Origin of the sequence: Paenibacillus sp. MDMC362, assembly GCF_003269305.1 — a bacterium.
Classification (GTDB): Bacteria; Bacillota; Bacilli; order Paenibacillales; family Paenibacillaceae; genus Paenibacillus_AQ.
The window spans coordinates 120540-139612 of sequence record NZ_QLYT01000010.1 but is presented as its reverse complement, the minus strand read 5'-3'; the positions used below and the strand labels follow the sequence as shown (position 1 = coordinate 139612).

The following is a 19073-nucleotide window of genomic DNA, read 5'->3' as shown; positions in this document are numbered from 1 at the left end:
TTTTTACAATGATAGATATATTCGAGCTTTTGAATATGACGACCTTAGAAAGGGGTTCAGGGAATGAAGAAACTAAAATTGATGCTGGCAGTAGCCCTCGTTATGACAACGCTTTCGGCTTGCGGCGGCAACCAGAAGGCGGCATCGGGCGGAGACAGCGGTACGAATGCGGACAGCAGCGCGCCGATCACGTTAACCTGGTTTGACCAAAACACGGGGGATGCCTTTACCAATCCGGTCGCTAAAGTGATTACGGAAAAAACAGGCGTGACCGTCGAGATCCAGCAGCCTACGGGCAATCCGGTCGAGAAGCTGAATCTGATGCTGGCCAGCGGCGATCTTCCGGACGTTATTTTGATGAGTCGTGGAAGCGATATCATGAACAAGTATATTACCTCGGGCGCGGTGATCCCGCTGAATGACCTGATTGAAGAGCACGGACCGAATATCCAAAAAATGTACGGCGACACGCTCGCCAAAACGCGAAGCGAGGACGGCAACAATTATTATTTCTCCAACTGGTACGGCTTGGAGCAGTACCCGGTATTCGGATTTATGATGCGCATGGACATCATGAAGGAGCTGGGCGTCGGCGATAAGGTGAACAACGGCGAACCGTTTACCGCGGAGGAATTCGAGGAGCTGCTCGTCAAGTTTAAGGAGAAATATCCAACGATCGACGGAAAAGAGAGCATTCCGATGACGCTTAACGGCGAGAATGTCGGAGCGGTGACCGGCAGCTTCAAGGGCATGTACGGCATGATGCCGTATTACGAAACGAACGGAGAGCTGAAGAAGGACGTCCGCGATCCGCGCTATCTTGAAATGGTCAAATATCTGAATTCCCTTTACCGCAAAGGCCTGCTCGATAAAGAATGGGCAACGATGAAGACCAAGCAGTTCGAGCAGAAACTCGGCAACGGCAACGTATTTGCGACGGCGGAAGCGCTCTGGAATGTAGGCAATGCGAATGCGCTGCTCAAAACCGAAGCAGCTGATAAAGCCACCGAGGAGGAGCGCCAGTTCTACCAATATAAAGTGCTGGCCCCGGGCGTGAAGCCGGAAGAGGCCACTTACGGGCCGAAGAGCTCCCTGGGCTGGGACGGCGTCGCCATCAGCCGCTCCAACAAGGATCCGGTCCGGACGATGAAGCTGCTGGATTTCCTGGCCAGCGAGGAAGGCCAGTATCTGCTGATGTGGGGAGTAGAGGGCGAGCATTGGGACATGAAGGACGGCAAGCATGTGCCAAGACAAGAAGTGCTGGACGCCTTCAAGAAGAATTGGGACGAAGCTTCCCGTACGACGGGCATCCGCAAGTGGACCTGGATGATCAAGAACGGTCCCGGCGAGGACGGAACCCCGTATGACCTGATGGGCCGTTACCAGACCGATCCGGTCACGGATCTGGCGATCAAGAACCTGGCCGATACGTCGTTTGATACGGCGCCGTACGATAACCTGGGTCCGGCTGGCGGAACGCCGGAAGCCATTATGGAAACGAAGGTGAACGACACCATCAATAAATATTTCCTGAAGATGGCCCTGTCGCTTTCCGAGGACCAAGTGGTGGAATCCTATAACCAGATGATGGCCGAGATCGAGGCGGCTGGCCTGGCCAAGCTGGAAAAGATTTATACGGACAACTTCAACAAACGTCAAGAGCTGTGGGGCAAATAATCTGGCTAAAGGGAGTCAAAAGATGCTTCGTCTTTTGGCTCTCCTTTTTTTCTTGAACAGGCAAAAACCATATCAACACGAATCGGAAGGATGATATTCTGTGACCATTCAATACCAAGAACCGTTTCGCGTGTTTGCGATACAAACCGATAACAGCTCCTATCTGTTCGGCATCAACGACAGCGGCAACCTGCAGCATCTCTACTGGGGAGAGTCCATCGCGATCGAAGACGCGGCGCCGCTGCTGCGGCCGAGATCGCACAGCTCGTTTGATGCGGAAGTCCATTCGGAGGTGGAGGAATACAGCTTCTGGGGCGGAGTCAAATACAGCGAGCCCAGCCTGAAGGTCCGCATGCCGGATGGTGTGCGCGACTTGGTGGTTCGTTATGCTGGGCATCGCACGCTGCAGACGGAAGGCAGAGAGACGCTGATCATCGTCATGAAGGACGAAGCGTACCCGCTCGAAGTCGAACTGTCCTACCGGGTGATTCCCGAGTGCGACCTGATCGAACGTTCGGCCCGGATCGTCAACCGCGGCAAGGCGGATATCGTGCTGGAGAACGCGCAGTCCGCGGCCTGGGTCATCCCCTATCTGGCGGATTACCGCCTCATGCACGTGACGGGGAAATGGTCCGGCGAATTTCAACTGCGCAGCACCTTTCTCACCGAAGGAAAGAAGGTGCTGGAATCCCGCAGGGGTTTTACGGACAGTCATGCCAACCCATGGTTTGCGATGGATGACGGACAAGCCACGGAATCGGCGGGGCAGGTCTGGTTCGGGGCGCTGGCCTGGAGCGGGAACTGGAAGATTACGGCCGAGCGGACGGTGTTCGATCATGTCCGGGTGACCGGAGGCATCAATGATTTCGACAGCGAGTGGGTGCTGGGAGCGGGAAAAGCCTTCGATACGCCCGGCTTCGTCGGGGGATACAGCAGCGGCGGCTTTGGCGGGATGAGCCGGCGGCTGCACCGCTATCAGTATTCGGATGTCCTCCCCGGCCGTGAAACGAGACCGGTCCTGTATAACTCCTGGGAAGCGACGTACTTCGATGTCAATGCCAAGGATCAGATGGCTTTGGCCGAAAGAGCCGCGCGTTTGGGCGTGGAATTGTTCGTCGTGGACGACGGGTGGTTCGGCGGTCGCAACCATGATCGCGCCGGGCTTGGCGATTGGTTCGTAAACTGGGAGAAGTTCCCGAACGGTCTCGGTGAGCTGATTGACAAGGTGCATGAGCTTGGCATGGATTTCGGCATCTGGGTGGAGCCGGAGGCCGTCAATCCGGACAGCGACCTGTACCGGGAGCACCCGGATTGGGTGTACCATTTCGAGACGCGGGAGCGCTCCGAGCTTCGCAATCAGCTGCTGCTGAACATTTCGAAGCCGGAGGTTAAGGCTTACATTTTGCAGTTTATGACAGACCTGCTGGAGAAGCATGTCATCAAGTTCATTAAATGGGACATGAACCGGACCGTAACCGAACCCGGCATGAAGGATCATCCGCTACACCGCCAGAAGGAGATCTGGATTCGCCACGTTCAGAGCCTGTACGAGATTTGGGCGGAGCTGCGGCGCAAATTCCCGCAGGTGGCGTTTGAAACCTGTGCCGGCGGCGGAGCGCGCATCGATCTTGGCATCTTCCGATATGCCGACCAATCCTGGCCGAGCGATAACACCGATGCCTTTGACCGCCTCAGCATTCAGGAGGGCTTCTCATACACGTATGCTCCGCGGATGATGACCTGCTGGGTAACGGAGTCGCCGACAGGGATGAATCGCAGACAGGTCTCCCTGAAATACCGCTTCCACAGCGCCATGATGGGAACGCTCGGCATCGGCTCTAACCTGAATGCGTGGAGCGATGAGCGGATTGCGGAATCGGCCAAATATGTCGCACAGTATAAATCCATTCGCCATCTGGTTCAGTTCGGCAGTCAGTATCGCCTGGACTCGCTTCAGCATAAAGGCGTAACGGCCGTGCAGTACGGCAGCGAAGACGGCAGTGACAACGTGCTGTTTGCGTTCCTGCACAGCCAGAAGCTGGGCGAGCCGCTGCCGAGACTGCAGCTGACCGGACTGCAAGCCGATCAGTCGTATGCCATTGAGGGACTTGATGGTACATGGAGCGGCAGGGCACTCATGAACATCGGGATCGAGCTGCCGCTGCGCGGGGATTTTGACAGCTTGGTGTATCGGATTCAGAGACAGGAATGAGATTGAAATAGAAAAGCGTCGTATTGCCTTTCGCGATACGACGCTTTTTACGGTTGACTATTCAACGTATAAGTATGACCCATATTGGATTCTATAGTTTAGGAAAGTGGGTCCATATTGCGTCGTTCAAATCTGATTTTGCATCATAACGGGTTACCAAAATCCTACCATCTTCTTTTTGAACGACGTATCCTACATATTTATTCACAGGCTCATCTTTTTCTTTGCTGTTATTGCTGCATCCACAAATAATAATGGCAAACATGACTAGACAGGGTATGAATTTGTTAATTATGATTTCCTCCCAGTCGAAAAAAAGTGTGTGGTCAATCGAACCAAAGCTTGGGTTCAGTATAAGGAAATAACCAGGAAATCCTACCCCTTCCGGGTATCTCGGTATTCGGAAGGGGATTTTCCCATGATTTTTTTGAACAGCCGCGAGAAGTAGTAAGGATCCTGGAAGCCGAGACGGTGGCTGATCTCCTTGACGCTCTGGCCGGTCAGGTCCAGATGCTGGCAGGCCCGCTGGATTTTGAGCCGCAGATAGTAATCGATGGGGGAGTAGCCCGTCGCTTCCTTGAACCGGAAGGTGAAGTGAGGTATGGACAGGTTGGCGTAGGCCGCCAGCTCCTTCAGGCTCACATGCCCCTCCAGATGCTCGGTCATGAACCGAAGCGTCTGCTCCATGTCATGTTTGTTGTGCTGGTGTTGCCCCCGCTGCGGTTGGAGCCGGGCAAGGCGGATGATGGCTGCCAAGTGGCTGGCGAGCTGCGAGACATGGATGATATGGTTCAGCGTATACCCTTTTTGCAGCAGCTCGTAACTTTCCTGAAACAGCTCCACGATGCTCCTTGACTGTTCGACCGGAACGACGGCGGGTTCGGCTGCGTCGGTAAAACCCTCGAACAATAAACCTGCATGCGTCCCCTTCATATGCCACCAGTAAATGCTCCAGGGATGAAACTCCGAGGATCCATATTCATGCGCCGTTTCCGGCGGGATGACAACCGCCTGCCCCTTGAGCAGAGAATGGGTTTTGCCGCCGTTCAATCGATACCAGCCTTCCCCCTCCACGCAGTAGATCAAGATGTACGCACCGCTGCCCTCCGGGCGTTCCCGGTAGTGATGCAGCGCACGCGGAAAGTACCCGATGTCGGTCACGTACAGAGGTTGCACAAGCGGGTGCCGTGCAGCCTCTTCCATAATATGATCCGGGAGGACCATGATTTTCTGGGATTCAAATCCGTCTGGTTTTCGTATGGTATCCATAGCTTCACTATGAATCGGAACGGAATTGTTGTCAACCGGATTGAGCATTAGAAAATCAGAATATAATCCATCATCAACATGATATCGTCAATGGCTCTTCGGGAGGCGGGCTTATAAGATAGATACATAACGCAGCCTACGCGGATGCTAACGGAGGGATGACGACATGACAAAACAACGGCAAGTGAGCGTACGGGAAGAGACCGTGGAGATTCCCACGTATGAAGTGGGGAAGCCGGACCTGAACCCGATGTTTTTGGAGAAACGGGTGTATCAGGGGAGCTCGGGGCGTGTCTATCCGCTGCCGGTCATCGATAAAATTTACGATGAGAAAGTATTAAAGCCCTACCGGATCATTTTCCTTGAAAATGAGTACGTGCAGATTCAGATCATGCCGCAGATTGGCGGCCGCATCTACCGGGCCATCGATAAAACCAATAACTATGATTTTGTATACCACAATCAAGTGATCAAGCCGGCTTTGGTTGGCCTTGCGGGTCCATGGATATCCGGGGGAATCGAGTTCAACTGGCCGCAGCATCACCGTCCGAACACCTATGGCGAGGTGGAGTGGAGTCTAACGGATCAGCCGGATGGCAGCAAGACGGTATGGGTCGGCGAGATCGACCGGATGTACGGCACGAAGGTGTCCACCGGCTTCACGCTGTATCCGGGCAAGGCGTATCTTGAAATTCACGCGCAAATGTACAATCGGACCTCGGAGCCGCAGACCTTTCTGTGGTGGGCGAATCCGGCGGTAGCGGTCAACGATCATACCCAATCCGTATTTCCGCCGGATGTTCATGCGGTGTTCGATCATGGGAAGCGGGACGTGTCCAAATTCCCGATCGCAACCGGCACGTACTATAAACAGGACTATTCGGCGGGCGTCGATATTTCCATGTACCGCAACATTCCCGTTCCGACCTCCTATATGGCTTATCATTCGGATTACGATTTCGTCGGCGGATATGACCATGGCCTGAAAGCAGGGATTCTGCATGTCGCCAATAAACATATATCTCCCGGCAAAAAACAGTGGACGTGGGGGCACGGCGAATTCGGCCAGGCCTGGGATCGCAACCTGACCGACGAAGACGGCCCGTACATCGAGCTCATGACCGGCGTGTATACCGATAACCAGCCCGATTTCACCTGGCTGGCGCCGTATGAGGAGAAAAGCTTCAAGCAGTACTTCATGCCCTATAAAGACATTGGGCTCGTGAAGAATGCGTCCATAGACGCCGCCGTAAATCTCGAAGTCCACGGACGCAAGGCCGTTGTACATGCTTATGCAACCTCGGTTATCGAAGAGGCTCGCATCCTGTTGACCGGAGCGGGACGCACCTGCTTGGATCGAAAAGTCAAGCTGTCGCCAGCCGATACCTTCCAGGCCGAAATCGAACTCTCCCCAGGTATGAGGGAGGAGGATGTGCGAGTCGCGGTATTCGCTGCGGACGGCAAAGAGCTGGTCGCTTACCAGCCCAAGCCGCGTAACTTGGAGCGAACGCCGGACCCGGCCACGGCGATTGGCAAGCCGGAGGACCTGAAGAATACCGAAGCGCTGTTCTTGGCAGGGCAGCATCTGGAGCAGTACCGTCACGCAACCTATGAACCGGAAGCCTATTATGTGGAAGGTCTTCGGCGCGATGCGGGAGACGCAAGGCTGAACAATGCCTATGGTTTGCTCCTGCTGCGCAGAGGGTGCTTTACGCAGAGTGAGGTATATTTTAAAAAAGCCATCGGAACCCTGACCCGCCACAACGCCCGGCCCTATGACAGCGAACCGTTCTATCATTTGGGCAAAGCCTTGAAGTGGCAGGGCCGTTTGGATGAAGCGTACGCTTATCTGTACAAATCGGTCTGGTCGGGGGCTTGGCAAGGGGCGGGATATCTGGCTTTGGCCCAGATTGCCTGCGAGAAGCAGGAATATGAGGAAGCGTTCGAGCTGATCGAACGGTCCCTGGCTGCCCAGTACCGTAATTATAAAGCGCGGCATCTCAAGAGCATCATATTAAGAAGGCAGGAGCGCTTGGCAGATGCGGCATCATGGCTTGAGGAAACGCTTAAGCTGGATCCCATGGATGCGGGCGCGATGAACGAGCTGGCAGCCGTATATCAAGAACTGAAGCAAGAGGACAAGAGCCGGCATGCTTACGAATCGCTTGTCCAGCTCCTGCACGATAATCCGCATAATTATATCGCCGTAGCTCAGGACTATGCGGATGCAGGCCAATATGGTGACGCTGTGGATGTGCTGCAGCGCATCGAACGCCTTACGGCATCTGCCGTCTATCCGATGCTTTATTACTACCAGGGCAGTGCGCTCATGAAGATGAACCGGGTGGAAGAGGCATACGCTTGCTACCGATTGGCCTCGGAGGCCGATCCGTCGTACTGTTTCCCGAATTCCCTGCATGACTACGTGACGCTAAAGCATGCGCTCGGCGCACAGCCGCAGGATGCGAAGGCGTTGTACTACTTAGGGAATCTGCTTTACGACAAGAAGCGCTACGAGGAGGCCATAAGCAGCTGGGAAGCTTCGGTCGCTTTGGATGGCAGCTTCGCTACGCCGCATCGGAATCTGGCGCTCGCTTACTATAACAAGAGACAGGACCACGACAAAGCAGTGGCATCCCTGCAAACCGCCTTCTCGCTGAATCCGGCGGACGCCAGGGTCTTCTACGAGCTGGACCAATTGTATAAAAAGCTCGGTCATGCTCCGGCTGATCGCTTGAAAGCGATGGAAGAGCGCATGGAGCTGGTTGAGCAGCGGGACGATTTATTTCTGGAATATTTGACCCTGCACAATACGTTGAATCGGTATGAGGAGGCGCTGGCATTGATTCTGAAACGCAACTTTCACCCTTGGGAAGGCGGAGAGGGAAAGGTGCCGGCTCAGTATGTATTGGCCCGTGTGGAGCTAGCGAAGCAGCTGCTTCAGGATCGTCGCTGCGAGGAAGCCGTAGAGCAGCTCCTTGCCGCCAAGCAATATCCGCTCAACATCAATGAAGGGAAGCTCACGGGAACGCAGGAGAATAACATTGATTATTACTTGGGCTGCGCATACGAGGGGCTAAGCTTGTCCGAAGAGGCGGAGGCGTACTTCCTGAAAGCTTCGGAGGGGCTGGATGAGCCGACCAGTGCGATGTATTACAACGATCAGCCGCCGCACATGATTTTTTATCAAGGGGCCGCGCTGCGAAGGCTGGGCCGGGAGAATGAAGCCCGCAGCCGGTTTAACAAGCTGATCGATTACGGGGAGAAGCATATATTCGAGCCTCAGAGCATTGATTACTTTGCCGTATCGCTCCCGGACTTCCTGGTGTTTGATGAAGATCTGAACCGAAGAAACGAAATTCATTGCCGCTACATGATGGGGCTCGGGCATCTAGGACTTGGTGACCGGCAGTCCGCGGAAACCCTGTTCCGCGAGGTGCTGCAGCTGGAGTCTCACCATCAAGGAGCTGCGCTGCATTTGGCGCTTTGCAAGACGTTGGTGTAAGGGATTGACACTTCATTCTCAAGGGCCGTTATGAACGGTCCTTGAGCATTTGTGCATTCCGGGTGATGCATTGATATAACGGAGGAGGACGACGATGATGATCTGGAGCAAAGGGATGCTGGATGGATATGAGGTTTGGACAGGGCGCACGGAGGTGATGGAGATGGCCCTGGTGCCTGAACTCGGAAGCAGGGTCATCTCGCTTCGCAATCGAATGACAGGCCGGGAATGGCTGGTGCAGCCTGCTGGAGTTCTGGAAACGAACGGGTATGCAAGCTCCTTTGGAAAGCGGGACGGCAGTGGATGGGACGAAATGTTTCCTACAATCAATGTCTGCCGGTATCCCGCGTATCCATGGGAAGGAACGGAGCTTCCGGATCATGGCGAGGTCTGGTCCATTCCATGGGAGGCGCACAGCGAGGAAGAACAGCTTCACTGCAGCGTGCAGGGAATCCGAATTCCTTATCAGCTGCGCAAAACCTACTTCTTCCCCCGTGAAGATACCCTGCGGATCGATTATGCCGTTCATAATCCGAGTCCGTTCCCTTTCTCTTTCCTGTGGGCCGCGCATCCGTTATTTCAAATTGATGAAGGCGCAGAGATTATCGTTCCTCACGAGCCGAAGGAGATCATCATATCGTACTCGGCGAACGGTCGATTGGGAGAATTCGGCGATATTCGGACATGGCCGCAGCCATGGGAGGAAAACCCCCATATTCGCTTGAATCGAACCGCCAGCAGGCTTGAAGCATCGGCGGAGAAGTTTTATTTTGCTGACGAGCTGCCGGAGGGGACAGCCTCCATTTACGATCCGGTTGCGGGAGAAGGACTCCGCATGATGTTTCCTAAAGAGCAGGTGCCTTATCTAGCGATATGGGCGAACTACGGCGGCTATCAGGGACAGTATCATCTTGCGCTTGAGCCTGCGACGGGGCTGCTCGATAATCTCTCGTATGCTATGCATCGTCAGGCAGCGGCCGAAGTGCCGGCCGGCGGTACGTATTCGTGGTACCTTGAGATTAGCTGGATCGACGAACAGAAGAAAGAAGTTTCTTGATCGAAAGAGACCAACAACTGCTTAAGCATAAGCCAATTCACGAATGCGCTGGTTGGGATTGTCCGTAAATAATCCGCCGTGGTAACAGATCACGTTACGGACGTCATAGTGAGTGAGCTTCTGCAAGGAGAACTGGGCTAAAGCCAAATCAAAAGTGGTTGCCGGATCCGGCCCGATTAGTTGTCCCTCTCTGACGTTCAGCGCATCCGCTGCAATCAGGGTTTTGCTCGGTATATGATATAAGCTGGTATGGCCGGGGGTGTGGCCAGGCGTATGGATCACGATGATACCGCCGCCAAACGGCAGCTCCTCGCCGTCGCGCAACATGCGGTTCACTGGTGCTGTTGGAGGGTTCTCCAGCGTGTGTTTAAACGCGTTCCTCCACTCCGGCGGCACGTTATCCGGCATCGAAGCCAGCGCTTGTGTAATGGCCTCGGGCGATAGTTTGACAAGCCTTGTATCGCCTTCGATATAAGGCTTTTCTATTTCGCTGGCGAACACTTCAGGGGCGTAGTTGCTGTGCTGGATCATGGCCGGCAAACTGCCGATATGATCCAAATCCTGGTGTGTTATAATAATTTTGCTTACATCCTGAACGGAAATCCCGATGTGCGATAACTGCTCCTGAATGAGCGGGAACTGGCCGGGATAGCCGGTATCGATGAGAACCATATCCTGCTGATCCCATAGGAACGTCGGATGGATCGTTTCGATTCGTCCCATCATGGCCGCTGATATGTTCAGCATATGAATGCCTTGATCGATTAACATGGTTACATACCTCCCTATATGGGGATTTCTTCTCCCGATTTCAACTTCCAGAGAAGACTGAGCAGAAGTAGATTATCAAATCAACAAAAACATGTAAATAGCAAAATATTATATCGTAACACAAAAATAATTATTTGTCAATAGATAATTCCTAGACCAGAATCCTCGTTAATATATGAAATGTCCGGCCCGGATACATAACATGATTCCAAGTCGTAGTCTGCTCACACGGCTGGATTTCATCTCGCTATTGAGGAATATGTAATTGCTGGTATAATCCTTGAAAAGAGAAACGAAGTGACGCAGCAGATTGAAGAAGGAGAGGGAGCAGTGATGAATACGACGATTGAACTGAATAACGTAACCTGGCAACGGGAGCAGAAGACCGTTCTTACAGGCGTGGATTGGACCGTACAGCAAGGAGAGCATTGGGCGGTTCTTGGGCTGAACGGCTCCGGAAAGACAACCATTTTGAATATGATTAACGGATACATCTGGCCAACCAGCGGTACGGTTTCGGTGCTCGGGCATCTCTTTGGCAGGGTGGATTTAAGAGAATTGCGTAAATCGATAGGCTGGGTCAGCTCCTCGCTGCAGGAAAGAATCCGACCGAGTGAGTCTACATTGGATGTCGTGATCAGTGGCAAACATGCTTCTATTGGCCTGTATCAGAAGGTGGATGAAGCAGACCGGGAGCAGGCCGAGCAGCTTATGAAGGATTTCAATTGTATTCATCTGCTGGGTCGTACATATGAAACCTGTTCGCAAGGGGAGAAGCAGAAGCTGCTGATCGCCCGGGCGCTTATGGCTTCGCCGAGGCTGTTGATACTGGACGAGGCCTGTAATGGACTCGATTTTCTGTCGAGGGAAGCGCTGCTGTCCAGCATTACGGCACTGGCTTCCAAGCCCGATGCGCCGACCCTGCTGTTCGTTACGCACCATATCGAAGAAATACTGCCGATCTTCTCGCATTCCTTGCTCATCCGCCGGGGCACCGTGTTCGGGAAGGGGCGTTCCCGGGACATGCTGACCAGCGACAATTTGACCTCGTTTTTTGAGACGCCGGTCGAGGTGAGCTGGCAGAATGATCGGGCCTGGATGTCCATTCCAGACTTATCATGAACACTTTGTAAGCTCGCGGGATATTCATGACCTAGGAGAGTGACCATTGTGCCAAATCGAATCATAGCGAATCGAAGGCTGTTCAATCAAGGGATAACAGGCATGAAGCATGAAACTCCGGAGGAAGCCGTCAGAAGTCTCGGCGCTGTGCAAGCCCAGGATTACCACCAAGCGGTCTGGGGAATCGGTCTCCGTACGCAGTCCGCCAAGGTATCCGATGTGGAGCAGGCCCTGAACGATCGCAAAATCGTGTTAACCTGGCCGATGCGAGGGACGATATTCTTCGTACCGTCCGAGGACGCGAAGTGGATGGTGAAGCTGACGGAATCGCGCTTTCAAACGCATGACAAGAAGAAGCAGGCCGAACTTGAGCTTGACGAAGGTACGCTCCATCGATGCCGTACCATAATTGGCAACGCGCTGAGTGGTTGCACAACCGTATCCCGTCCCAGACTGATGGAACTGCTGGAGGAAGCGGGGATCAGCACCAAGAACGGCCGCGGTTATTATATTCTTGGATATTTGGGACGGACAGGCATGATCTGTTTTGGCCCGCATGAAGGCAAACATCATAGTTTCGTGCTGCTCGATGAGTGGGTCCCGAATTCAAGGGAGCTGACGCTCGAAGAATCGCTGGCGGAGCTGGCGCTTCGTTATTTTACCGGTCACGGACCCGCAACGATTCAGGATTTTGCGTGGTGGGTCGGGTTAACGCTGACGGAAGCTAAACGAGGCTTTGAGGCGGTCAAATCAAATCTTCGTTTAGATTTTGTCAACGGCACGGAATACTGGAGCTCTGTTACTGCGCCGGCCGTGTCCGCTGATACGGATTCGGTGGTTCTGCTTCCAGGTTTTGATGAATATTACTTGGGTTACAAGGACCGCAGCGCGATCATAGAGACAGAGCACGATGCGAAGATCGCTCCCCATCGCAACGGGGTTTTTCAACCGATGATGGTGGCAGGAGGGGAAGTGGCTGGTACCTGGAAGCGGGAAATCAAGCGCAGCGGCATCGAAATCACGTTATGTCCGTTCTCGCCGTTGGGCGATCAAGCAGAGGAGTTTCGGGAGGCGGCTAAGCATTACAGTGATTTCATGGAAATGCCGATTGGACGAGTAGAATCATGAGTTTGAAGGAGGAATAGCGTATGGAGTCCATCATGAAGCTGGAATCATTGATTACCGAGATGACAGAGATTGTAACGTCGACTAATGAGGTGGAGTTCAATCTGAAGCTTGCGCCTGATAAATGGTCCAAGAAGGAGATCCTGGGTCACCTTTGCGATTCGGCGGTCAATAACCATATCCGGTTTGTGAAAATCTTGCTATCCGATTATCCGATTGCCATTTCGGGGTACACGCAGAACGATTGGGTCCGGGTGAACGATTACCAGGATCAATATGATCAATCGGAAGTGTTGTCACTGTGGCAGCATTTGAACCGAATGATTCTGCGAGTCATGCAAAAAGCCGATTCATCAGATTTTCAGAAAAAATGCGTGCTGCCCGATAAAACGGAGGTCACACTGGAGTGGTTGTTTAACGACTATGTGGATCATATGATCCATCATCTGGAGCAAATCGAGCTGTGATTACTGCATTGGAAATGGGTGTACAACAGGAAACGAAAGGTGCTCCAATATGTTCAAATTATGGAATCTTGCTATTCGATTTATTCTGGAATTGATCCTATTATTTTCGATAGGTTACTGGGGCTTCCACTACGGTTCGGGGCTCATGGCACAGGTCGGACTCGGTATTGGGCTTCCGCTGCTTGCAGCCGTCGTCTGGGGCATGACCATCTCTCCGAAGGCAAGGATCAAGCTGCCGCTGGCCGTGGTACTGCTTATCGAATTTCTTATATTTGCAACCGCGGTGGCATGCCAGATTTACTCGGGCTATATTACGTTTGCCATCGTTTTTGCCCTTGTGGCTCTGGCCAACCGCTTCATCGTGATAAAATGGAGAATGCAGCCGTAGATCGTATATTGCAGAAATAGATGGAGATGCACCCTGCGGGAGGTGGATGAAACGGCTACCATCGGCCTTATTAGACACGGAATAACGGATTGGAATGTTCAGAATAGGGTTCAGGGACGAAGCGATATTCCTCTTAATGCTGAGGGGAGGCAGCAGGCTCAACGAGTAGCTGAACGCTTAAAGAGAGAGTCTTGGGAGATTATCATCTCAAGTCCCCTGATCCGTGCGCGAGCTACTGCGCAGATCATTGCTGAAGGGATCTCTGTGCTTGATATCATGGAAGATGAACGGATCTGCGAGATCGATTGCGGTCATATTGAAGGAACAACAGAGGAAGAGCGATTGGTGACCTGGGGACATTCCTGGCGAGAAATGGACCTAGGAATGGAGCGATATGAGGATGTCGCCGAGCGGGGAACTCGGTTTTTGGAGGAAATCATGCACGCATATGAGAATAAGAATATTCTCGTTGTGAGTCATGGCGCCGTCATTGGATTATCGCTGCAAAAGCTGCTGCCCCAGCGTTTTGCAGCTACCTATATGGATAATGCCTCCTTAACTCTTCTAACCAAATCCAACGGTGAATGGAATTGCCCCTTATTCAACTGCACGAAGCATTTATAAGTCCGTTAGAAAGACTGCCAACGTCAGGTAATCAGATGAAGGCGGTCTTTTTGCATTGGATCCAGGTAGGTTAAAAGACGAATTAAAGTCACGTCCTTTAGTCGTTCAGGATGATATGATGGTTGAAAGAACAGCCAGTGCCCGGCTGCTGGATATCCTTAGTAACGCAGTGAAATGGAAAAGCCAGCGTAATCATCTAAAATGCTGAAGGTAAAGGAGAATGATCTTATGACTTTAAAGATCGGTATGATTGGATTGGATACATCGCATGTCTCCATTTTCTCGAACATGCTGCATGACAAGACGCATCCCTATCATGTTCCCGGAGCACGGGTTACGGCGGCATTTCCCGGAGGATCCCCGGACTTCGAGCTTAGCATAAGCCGGGTGGAGGGATATACGAAGGAACTCGCGGCATGGGGAACTGAAATATTCGATTCTCCGGAAGACGTTGCCAAGCAGGTTGACGCCGTCATGCTCGAAGCGGTCGACGGAAGATCGCATCTGTCCTTGTTCCGCGCGATTGCTCCTCACTGCCAAATGGTATTTATCGATAAGCCGTTTGCGGTGAGCAGCAAGGATGCGAGGGAAATTGCCGAACTGGCGGAGCGGTTTCAGGTTACTGTTATGAGCAGCTCGTCTCTTCGATATGCGCAAGGACTTCAGGATGAATTGGCTCGTGGCGGTGTGGATGATATCATTGGCGCGGACTGCGCCGGACCGCTCCCCCTTCAACCGACACAGCCGGGATTTTTCTGGTACGGAATCCACGCGGCGGAGATGCTTTACCGCGTTCTCGGACCAGGATGCGTACGCGTACATGTCGCCGCGACCGAATGGCATGAGGTATTAACAGCGGTTTGGAATGACGGGAGGATCGGGACGATTCGAGGCAACCGTGCAGGCAATGATCGCTTTGGGATGACCATCCATCGCACGGACGCCAGCAGCTTTGTGGACATCATGGCGCATCCGAAACCTTATTATGCGAATCTGCTGGAGCAGATCATGAAGATGTTCACGACAGGTGTCTCAGACGTTTCTTTATCTGAGACGCTGGAGATCATTCGTTTTCTGGAGGCGGCGAATGTCTCCCGCGAAACGGGTGAAACCGTGAGACTGGATGATAACGATCGAACAGGACGATAACGGAATAGACGCGTGTTATTCCCTGGAAGGCGGAGGTTGTCGGGGAGGTCGATGTGACTCGCCTTACCTGATAACCTTTTTGACCTGCAATTATACATAATATTTCCATATTAGCCTCGTTAATTGTATGATAGACAGATCAAGAAAGTTCAGCAGCTATTCGTTAGCCGTGTGGAGAGGTGGTTATGATGACATATCATATTCGGGTGAGACCGACAGCGTTGGTTTTTGAGAATGAGCATGTTTTGTTGGTGGAATATGTAGATGAGAACGGATTGCATTACAATTTGCCGGGGGGCGGGGCCGAGCCAGGAGAGTCGATCGGAGAGGGAGCATTGAGAGAATTGTATGAGGAAACCTCTCTGGAAGCGCAGACCGGGCCTGTTGCTTTTGTGTACGAGAATGCTCCGCATAAACAGTCTAGAGATAACATATCGGGCATCCATACGTTATACATCGTGTTTGAATGTTATCCACATGAAGGATCGTCCCCCAAACTTCCGGCTGTTCCAGATCCGAATCAAACCGACGTGAAGTGGATTCCGCTTGAGCAGCTGGATGACATTGTTTTATATCCGAACATTAGGAAGCACATTAAACAGTACGCGCTGGAACGCCGAAATATTGACATGATCGAGGATTACGTGTTGGACAAATATGAGTGAATTAAACATAACAGGAGACGTTCATGAAATTCCATGTCAAAACGATCGCCTTGATCCTTCTCATCGGCTATACCATGCTGTTAACTTACTGGATGATTTGGGGATTCGGGAGGACCACTCAGCCGGAAATCAGTTATAATCTGGTTCCATTCACGACGATGACAAGCTATTTTCCCATTCGCAGCTTGAGTTCATTGATCAATATCATTGGAAATATCGCTGTGTTTGTACCTTTTGGAGTGCTCATTCCGCTTGCATTTCAAATTCGATTTCGTAAGATGCTAGCCTGCTTTTTGACCGGGTTATTCGTGCTCGAAATGACGCAACTGATCTCGCGGCGAGGAAGCCTGGATGTGGATGATTTTATATTGAACTCGGTAGGTGTTACCATGGGCTATGGTTTGCTTGGGATCATCATGAAATCAAGGGGCAGACAACCGTAGCTGCATATTTCGATCATACCTAAAATAGTTTATAACAGGCAGCAGAATGACTAACTACGACGTAGGGAAGTCATTCTGTTTAGTTATGTGTGGCTGATTATATTGTGTTAACGTTACATTCTCTACTTGAGCTGGATAACAGTGATATGGGGAATTGTGGAAAAAACTATTGTTCGATCAGGAACCGAAGCTTACAATGATATGAGGTGCTGGAAAATGTTGTGTGGAAAGGTGTGATCAACGATGAAGGATTCCGTGTTTAGCAAGCTGACATCTGGCATAGAGTTTACACATAACCTAAGGGATGATGTGGAAGCTTTTCTTATCAAGCATGGAGAGCAGGAAACGTTCGAGCATATCATGAATGTAGTTCGAGAGGCGTTAGCGATCGCACCGTTATTTGATGTCAGTCCCGATGCAGCCCGGCAGGCGGCGCTGCTGCACGATATCAGCAATGCGATTCCGGTGAGCGAAATGAAGGATGCCGCAGAAGAATGGTCCCTTCCCATTATGGAAGAGGAACATCGATATATCAGGATCATTCATCAGAAGCTTTCCATGGTAATGGCTCAGCGTTTCTTCGGCTGCACCTCACCTGACATATTGAACGCGATTGAATGCCATACATCGTTAAAAGCCGGGGCAAGCCCATTGGATAAGGTATTATTCGTTGCGGATAAGATCTCTTGGGAACTGGAAGGCGACCACACCTACCAAGCGGACATGCGCAATAAATTGAGCGAACGGGATTTAGACGGAGCGGCGCTTGTGTATTTGGATCAGGTATGGAATCAACGTGACAAAATGAAATTGGTGCATCCGTGGTTAATTGCAGCCAGAAGTGAGCTAATTAACCAAAGGGTATAATAATTGCGCACCCGGATGCAGCCACCGATAAGAGGAAGGATTGACACCCTATGAACAATAAAACGATGGGCATTATTTTTATCTGTATCTCGGCTTTCTTGTACGGTATCCGGTACTTAACGGCAGCGATTGCGGGGATATATACCCCCTGGACGTTTGCGGATTTGTTATCAGAAATTGGAAAAGGGCCGTTGATATTCAGCATCATCAGTTTGATTCTCGGTATCTTATGCATCATGGTCCCGATCATTCGTAAATGGCTAGCGGAAGACCTGAAACAGATCAAGGATAACTGGGAAGAGCTGGACCAGCCAGACAACGCCGATAAGAATCCATAACAGAATGTTATCTAGAATTTTAAGGAGGAATCCTCATGGGCGAAAACCAAGTTGCAGGCTTTTGGATCCGGCTGGGCGCCAATCTTTTGGATGGAATCATCGTGAGCCTTCCGTTATGGATCATTGCAGGGATTATCACGGGAGATTTTGAGAATGAGCCGATTTCTAATTTGATTTATAGTTTGTATGCTTTGTTGGTCCCCGTGTATTGGAATGGTTATACCATCGGTAAGCGCATATGCGGCATTCGCATTCGCAAATTCGATTTTCTTGAGCCGCCGGGCATTGGAACGATGCTGCTCCGCAACCTTGTAGCGGGAATCGTGTATGCGCTGACGTTTGGGATTGGACTTATCGTGAGCATCTTTATGGTAGCGATGCGCGAGGATAAGCGTTCCCTGCACGATTTTATCGCGGGTACGGAAGTTGTGTATGATTAGGGGATGAACGGGTTACCCAAATCTGGATTGCTGCCGGAGCGGCAATTCAAGGCGTTTCCATGATTGGAGTTGATTAGATATCGCATTTACGATAAAAGGCATTGTTTTTGATATGGATAATACGCTGCTGCATTCCAGCATTGATTTTGGCGCAATGAAGAGGGACATCTACGCCTTTCTGTGCGATCACAGAATCTTGCCCCAAGGTCTGTCCATGAACACCCACACCACCTCAACCATCATTGCAGAAGCCATGAATACGGGGCTGCTGTCGGAAGAACTTTGCCACGCGATGTGGGATATTGCCAAGGAACATGAGATGAGAGGGATGATCGGCGCAGATCTTGAAGCGGATGCAAGAGAGCTTGTTCAGCGATTGCACGGGCAGCTGATTCTTGCCATTGTGACAAATAATGCGTTGGAAGCAGCGATGGCCGCGCTGAAAGAGAATAGGATTGCGCATTATTTTGATCTCATTATTGGTAGAGAGGCTATGGGTTTGTTAAAGCCGGCACCGGATGGTTATTTGGAGGTACTGAAGCGTTTCCCTCAAACATCGCCGAAAGAATGGTTGTCGGTCGGAGATGCCTGGGTGGATGGCAAGGCCTCCGAGAGCGCAGGAATTCCATTTATTGCCTATCGCGGGGACATCGCGAAAATGAACAGCATGGGTGTTTTTCCATTTGCGGAGATCCAGCATATACAAGACGTTATAGGTTATCTTCAGCCGCGTACCGCTAAATAAATCTCGGAGGTGGACTCCCAGTGGTAGGCATGAAGCGATTCGTAGAGAGACCAGAGGGTTATGAAACAACCGGATATGTTAGGATGAATTTTGATACGGCCATCGAACTGATAAAGGCGATTGAAGGCCGCGAGGAACGGATTGAGGTCATTCCCAGAGCCGGCATTTTTTCGGGCAGGTTGGCCGAGGAAGCGGAATGAAGTGGTATT

The 19073-nt window shown here is 51.7% G+C and carries 19 protein-coding genes; 17 read left to right on the top strand and 2 right to left on the bottom strand.

Annotation, left to right across the window (positions count from 1 at the left end; genetic code table 11):
* Nucleotides 1–63: 63 nt before the first annotated feature.
* Nucleotides 64–1677, top strand: a complete 1614-nt coding sequence (locus DP091_RS05410) for an ABC transporter substrate-binding protein (RefSeq protein ID WP_113057392.1) — start codon at nucleotides 64–66, stop codon at nucleotides 1675–1677.
* Nucleotides 1678–1777: 100 nt separating this feature from the next.
* Nucleotides 1778–3889, top strand: coding sequence for an alpha-galactosidase (locus tag DP091_RS05405; RefSeq protein ID WP_113057391.1), 2112 nt, complete (start codon nucleotides 1778–1780; stop codon nucleotides 3887–3889).
* Nucleotides 3890–4264: 375 nt separating this feature from the next.
* Here the strand turns inward: DP091_RS05405 and DP091_RS05400 are convergent, their stop codons facing one another.
* Entirely contained in the window at nucleotides 4265–5158 is an 894-nt protein-coding gene (locus DP091_RS05400) for an AraC family transcriptional regulator (RefSeq protein WP_113057408.1), read from the bottom strand.
* A 166-nt stretch (nucleotides 5159–5324) separates the two neighbouring features.
* Here DP091_RS05400 and DP091_RS05395 point away from each other — a divergent pair, with 166 nt between their 5' ends.
* Both DP091_RS05395 and DP091_RS05390 read left to right on the top strand, forming a co-directional pair.
* Nucleotides 5325–8663 carry a tetratricopeptide repeat protein gene (locus DP091_RS05395; protein ID WP_113057390.1) on the top strand — a complete coding sequence of 1113 codons (3339 nt, stop codon included), beginning with the start codon at nucleotides 5325–5327 and terminating at the stop codon, nucleotides 8661–8663.
* Between the two features lie 97 nt (nucleotides 8664–8760).
* A complete protein-coding gene (locus DP091_RS05390) occupies nucleotides 8761–9720 on the top strand; it encodes an aldose epimerase family protein (protein ID WP_113057407.1) in 960 nt (319 codons plus the stop codon).
* Nucleotides 9721–9741: 21 nt separating this feature from the next.
* Here the strand turns inward: DP091_RS05390 and DP091_RS05385 are convergent, their stop codons facing one another.
* Entirely contained in the window at nucleotides 9742–10491 is a 750-nt protein-coding gene (locus tag DP091_RS05385; RefSeq protein WP_113057389.1) for an MBL fold metallo-hydrolase, read from the bottom strand.
* A gap of 333 nt (nucleotides 10492–10824) precedes the next feature.
* On the opposite strand from DP091_RS05385, the gene DP091_RS05380 reads away from it, so the two are divergent.
* From DP091_RS05380 to DP091_RS05320, 13 genes are all read left to right on the top strand, one after another.
* On the top strand, nucleotides 10825–11613 hold the full coding sequence (locus DP091_RS05380) for an ABC transporter ATP-binding protein (protein ID WP_113057406.1): 789 nt from the start codon (nucleotides 10825–10827) through the stop codon (nucleotides 11611–11613).
* A gap of 48 nt (nucleotides 11614–11661) precedes the next feature.
* A complete protein-coding gene (locus DP091_RS05375; RefSeq protein ID WP_113057388.1) occupies nucleotides 11662–12741 on the top strand; it encodes a winged helix DNA-binding domain-containing protein in 1080 nt (359 codons plus the stop codon).
* A gap of 20 nt (nucleotides 12742–12761) precedes the next feature.
* Nucleotides 12762–13205, top strand: a complete 444-nt coding sequence (locus DP091_RS05370) for a DinB family protein (RefSeq protein ID WP_113057387.1) — start codon at nucleotides 12762–12764, stop codon at nucleotides 13203–13205.
* A 49-nt stretch (nucleotides 13206–13254) separates the two neighbouring features.
* Nucleotides 13255–13593: a YrdB family protein gene (locus tag DP091_RS05365; protein WP_113057386.1), complete on the top strand. Its 339-nt coding sequence runs from the start codon at nucleotides 13255–13257 to the stop codon at nucleotides 13591–13593.
* 42 nt (nucleotides 13594–13635) lie between these two features.
* Nucleotides 13636–14217 carry a histidine phosphatase family protein gene (locus tag DP091_RS05360; RefSeq protein ID WP_113057385.1) on the top strand — a complete coding sequence of 194 codons (582 nt, stop codon included), beginning with the start codon at nucleotides 13636–13638 and terminating at the stop codon, nucleotides 14215–14217.
* A 228-nt stretch (nucleotides 14218–14445) separates the two neighbouring features.
* The gene (locus tag DP091_RS05355; RefSeq protein ID WP_113057384.1) at nucleotides 14446–15366 is read left to right on the top strand and encodes a Gfo/Idh/MocA family protein; all 921 of its coding nucleotides are present in this window, start codon (nucleotides 14446–14448) and stop codon (nucleotides 15364–15366) included.
* 188 nt (nucleotides 15367–15554) lie between these two features.
* Nucleotides 15555–16031, top strand: a complete 477-nt coding sequence (locus DP091_RS05350) for an NUDIX domain-containing protein (protein WP_113057405.1) — start codon at nucleotides 15555–15557, stop codon at nucleotides 16029–16031.
* A 23-nt stretch (nucleotides 16032–16054) separates the two neighbouring features.
* Complete coding sequence (locus DP091_RS05345) at nucleotides 16055–16474, top strand: VanZ family protein (protein ID WP_113057383.1); 420 nt, start codon at nucleotides 16055–16057, stop codon at nucleotides 16472–16474.
* A gap of 243 nt (nucleotides 16475–16717) precedes the next feature.
* On the top strand, nucleotides 16718–17341 hold the full coding sequence (gene yqeK, locus DP091_RS05340) for a bis(5'-nucleosyl)-tetraphosphatase (symmetrical) YqeK (RefSeq protein ID WP_113057382.1): 624 nt from the start codon (nucleotides 16718–16720) through the stop codon (nucleotides 17339–17341).
* A 50-nt stretch (nucleotides 17342–17391) separates the two neighbouring features.
* Nucleotides 17392–17679 carry a hypothetical protein gene (locus DP091_RS05335; protein ID WP_113057381.1) on the top strand — a complete coding sequence of 96 codons (288 nt, stop codon included), beginning with the start codon at nucleotides 17392–17394 and terminating at the stop codon, nucleotides 17677–17679.
* A gap of 35 nt (nucleotides 17680–17714) precedes the next feature.
* Nucleotides 17715–18119, top strand: coding sequence for an RDD family protein (locus tag DP091_RS05330; RefSeq protein WP_071219906.1), 405 nt, complete (start codon nucleotides 17715–17717; stop codon nucleotides 18117–18119).
* Between the two features lie 79 nt (nucleotides 18120–18198).
* Nucleotides 18199–18864, top strand: coding sequence for an HAD family hydrolase (locus DP091_RS05325; RefSeq protein WP_373456891.1), 666 nt, complete (start codon nucleotides 18199–18201; stop codon nucleotides 18862–18864).
* A gap of 20 nt (nucleotides 18865–18884) precedes the next feature.
* A complete protein-coding gene (locus tag DP091_RS05320; RefSeq protein ID WP_113057379.1) occupies nucleotides 18885–19064 on the top strand; it encodes a hypothetical protein in 180 nt (59 codons plus the stop codon).
* Nucleotides 19065–19073 lie beyond the last annotated feature (9 nt).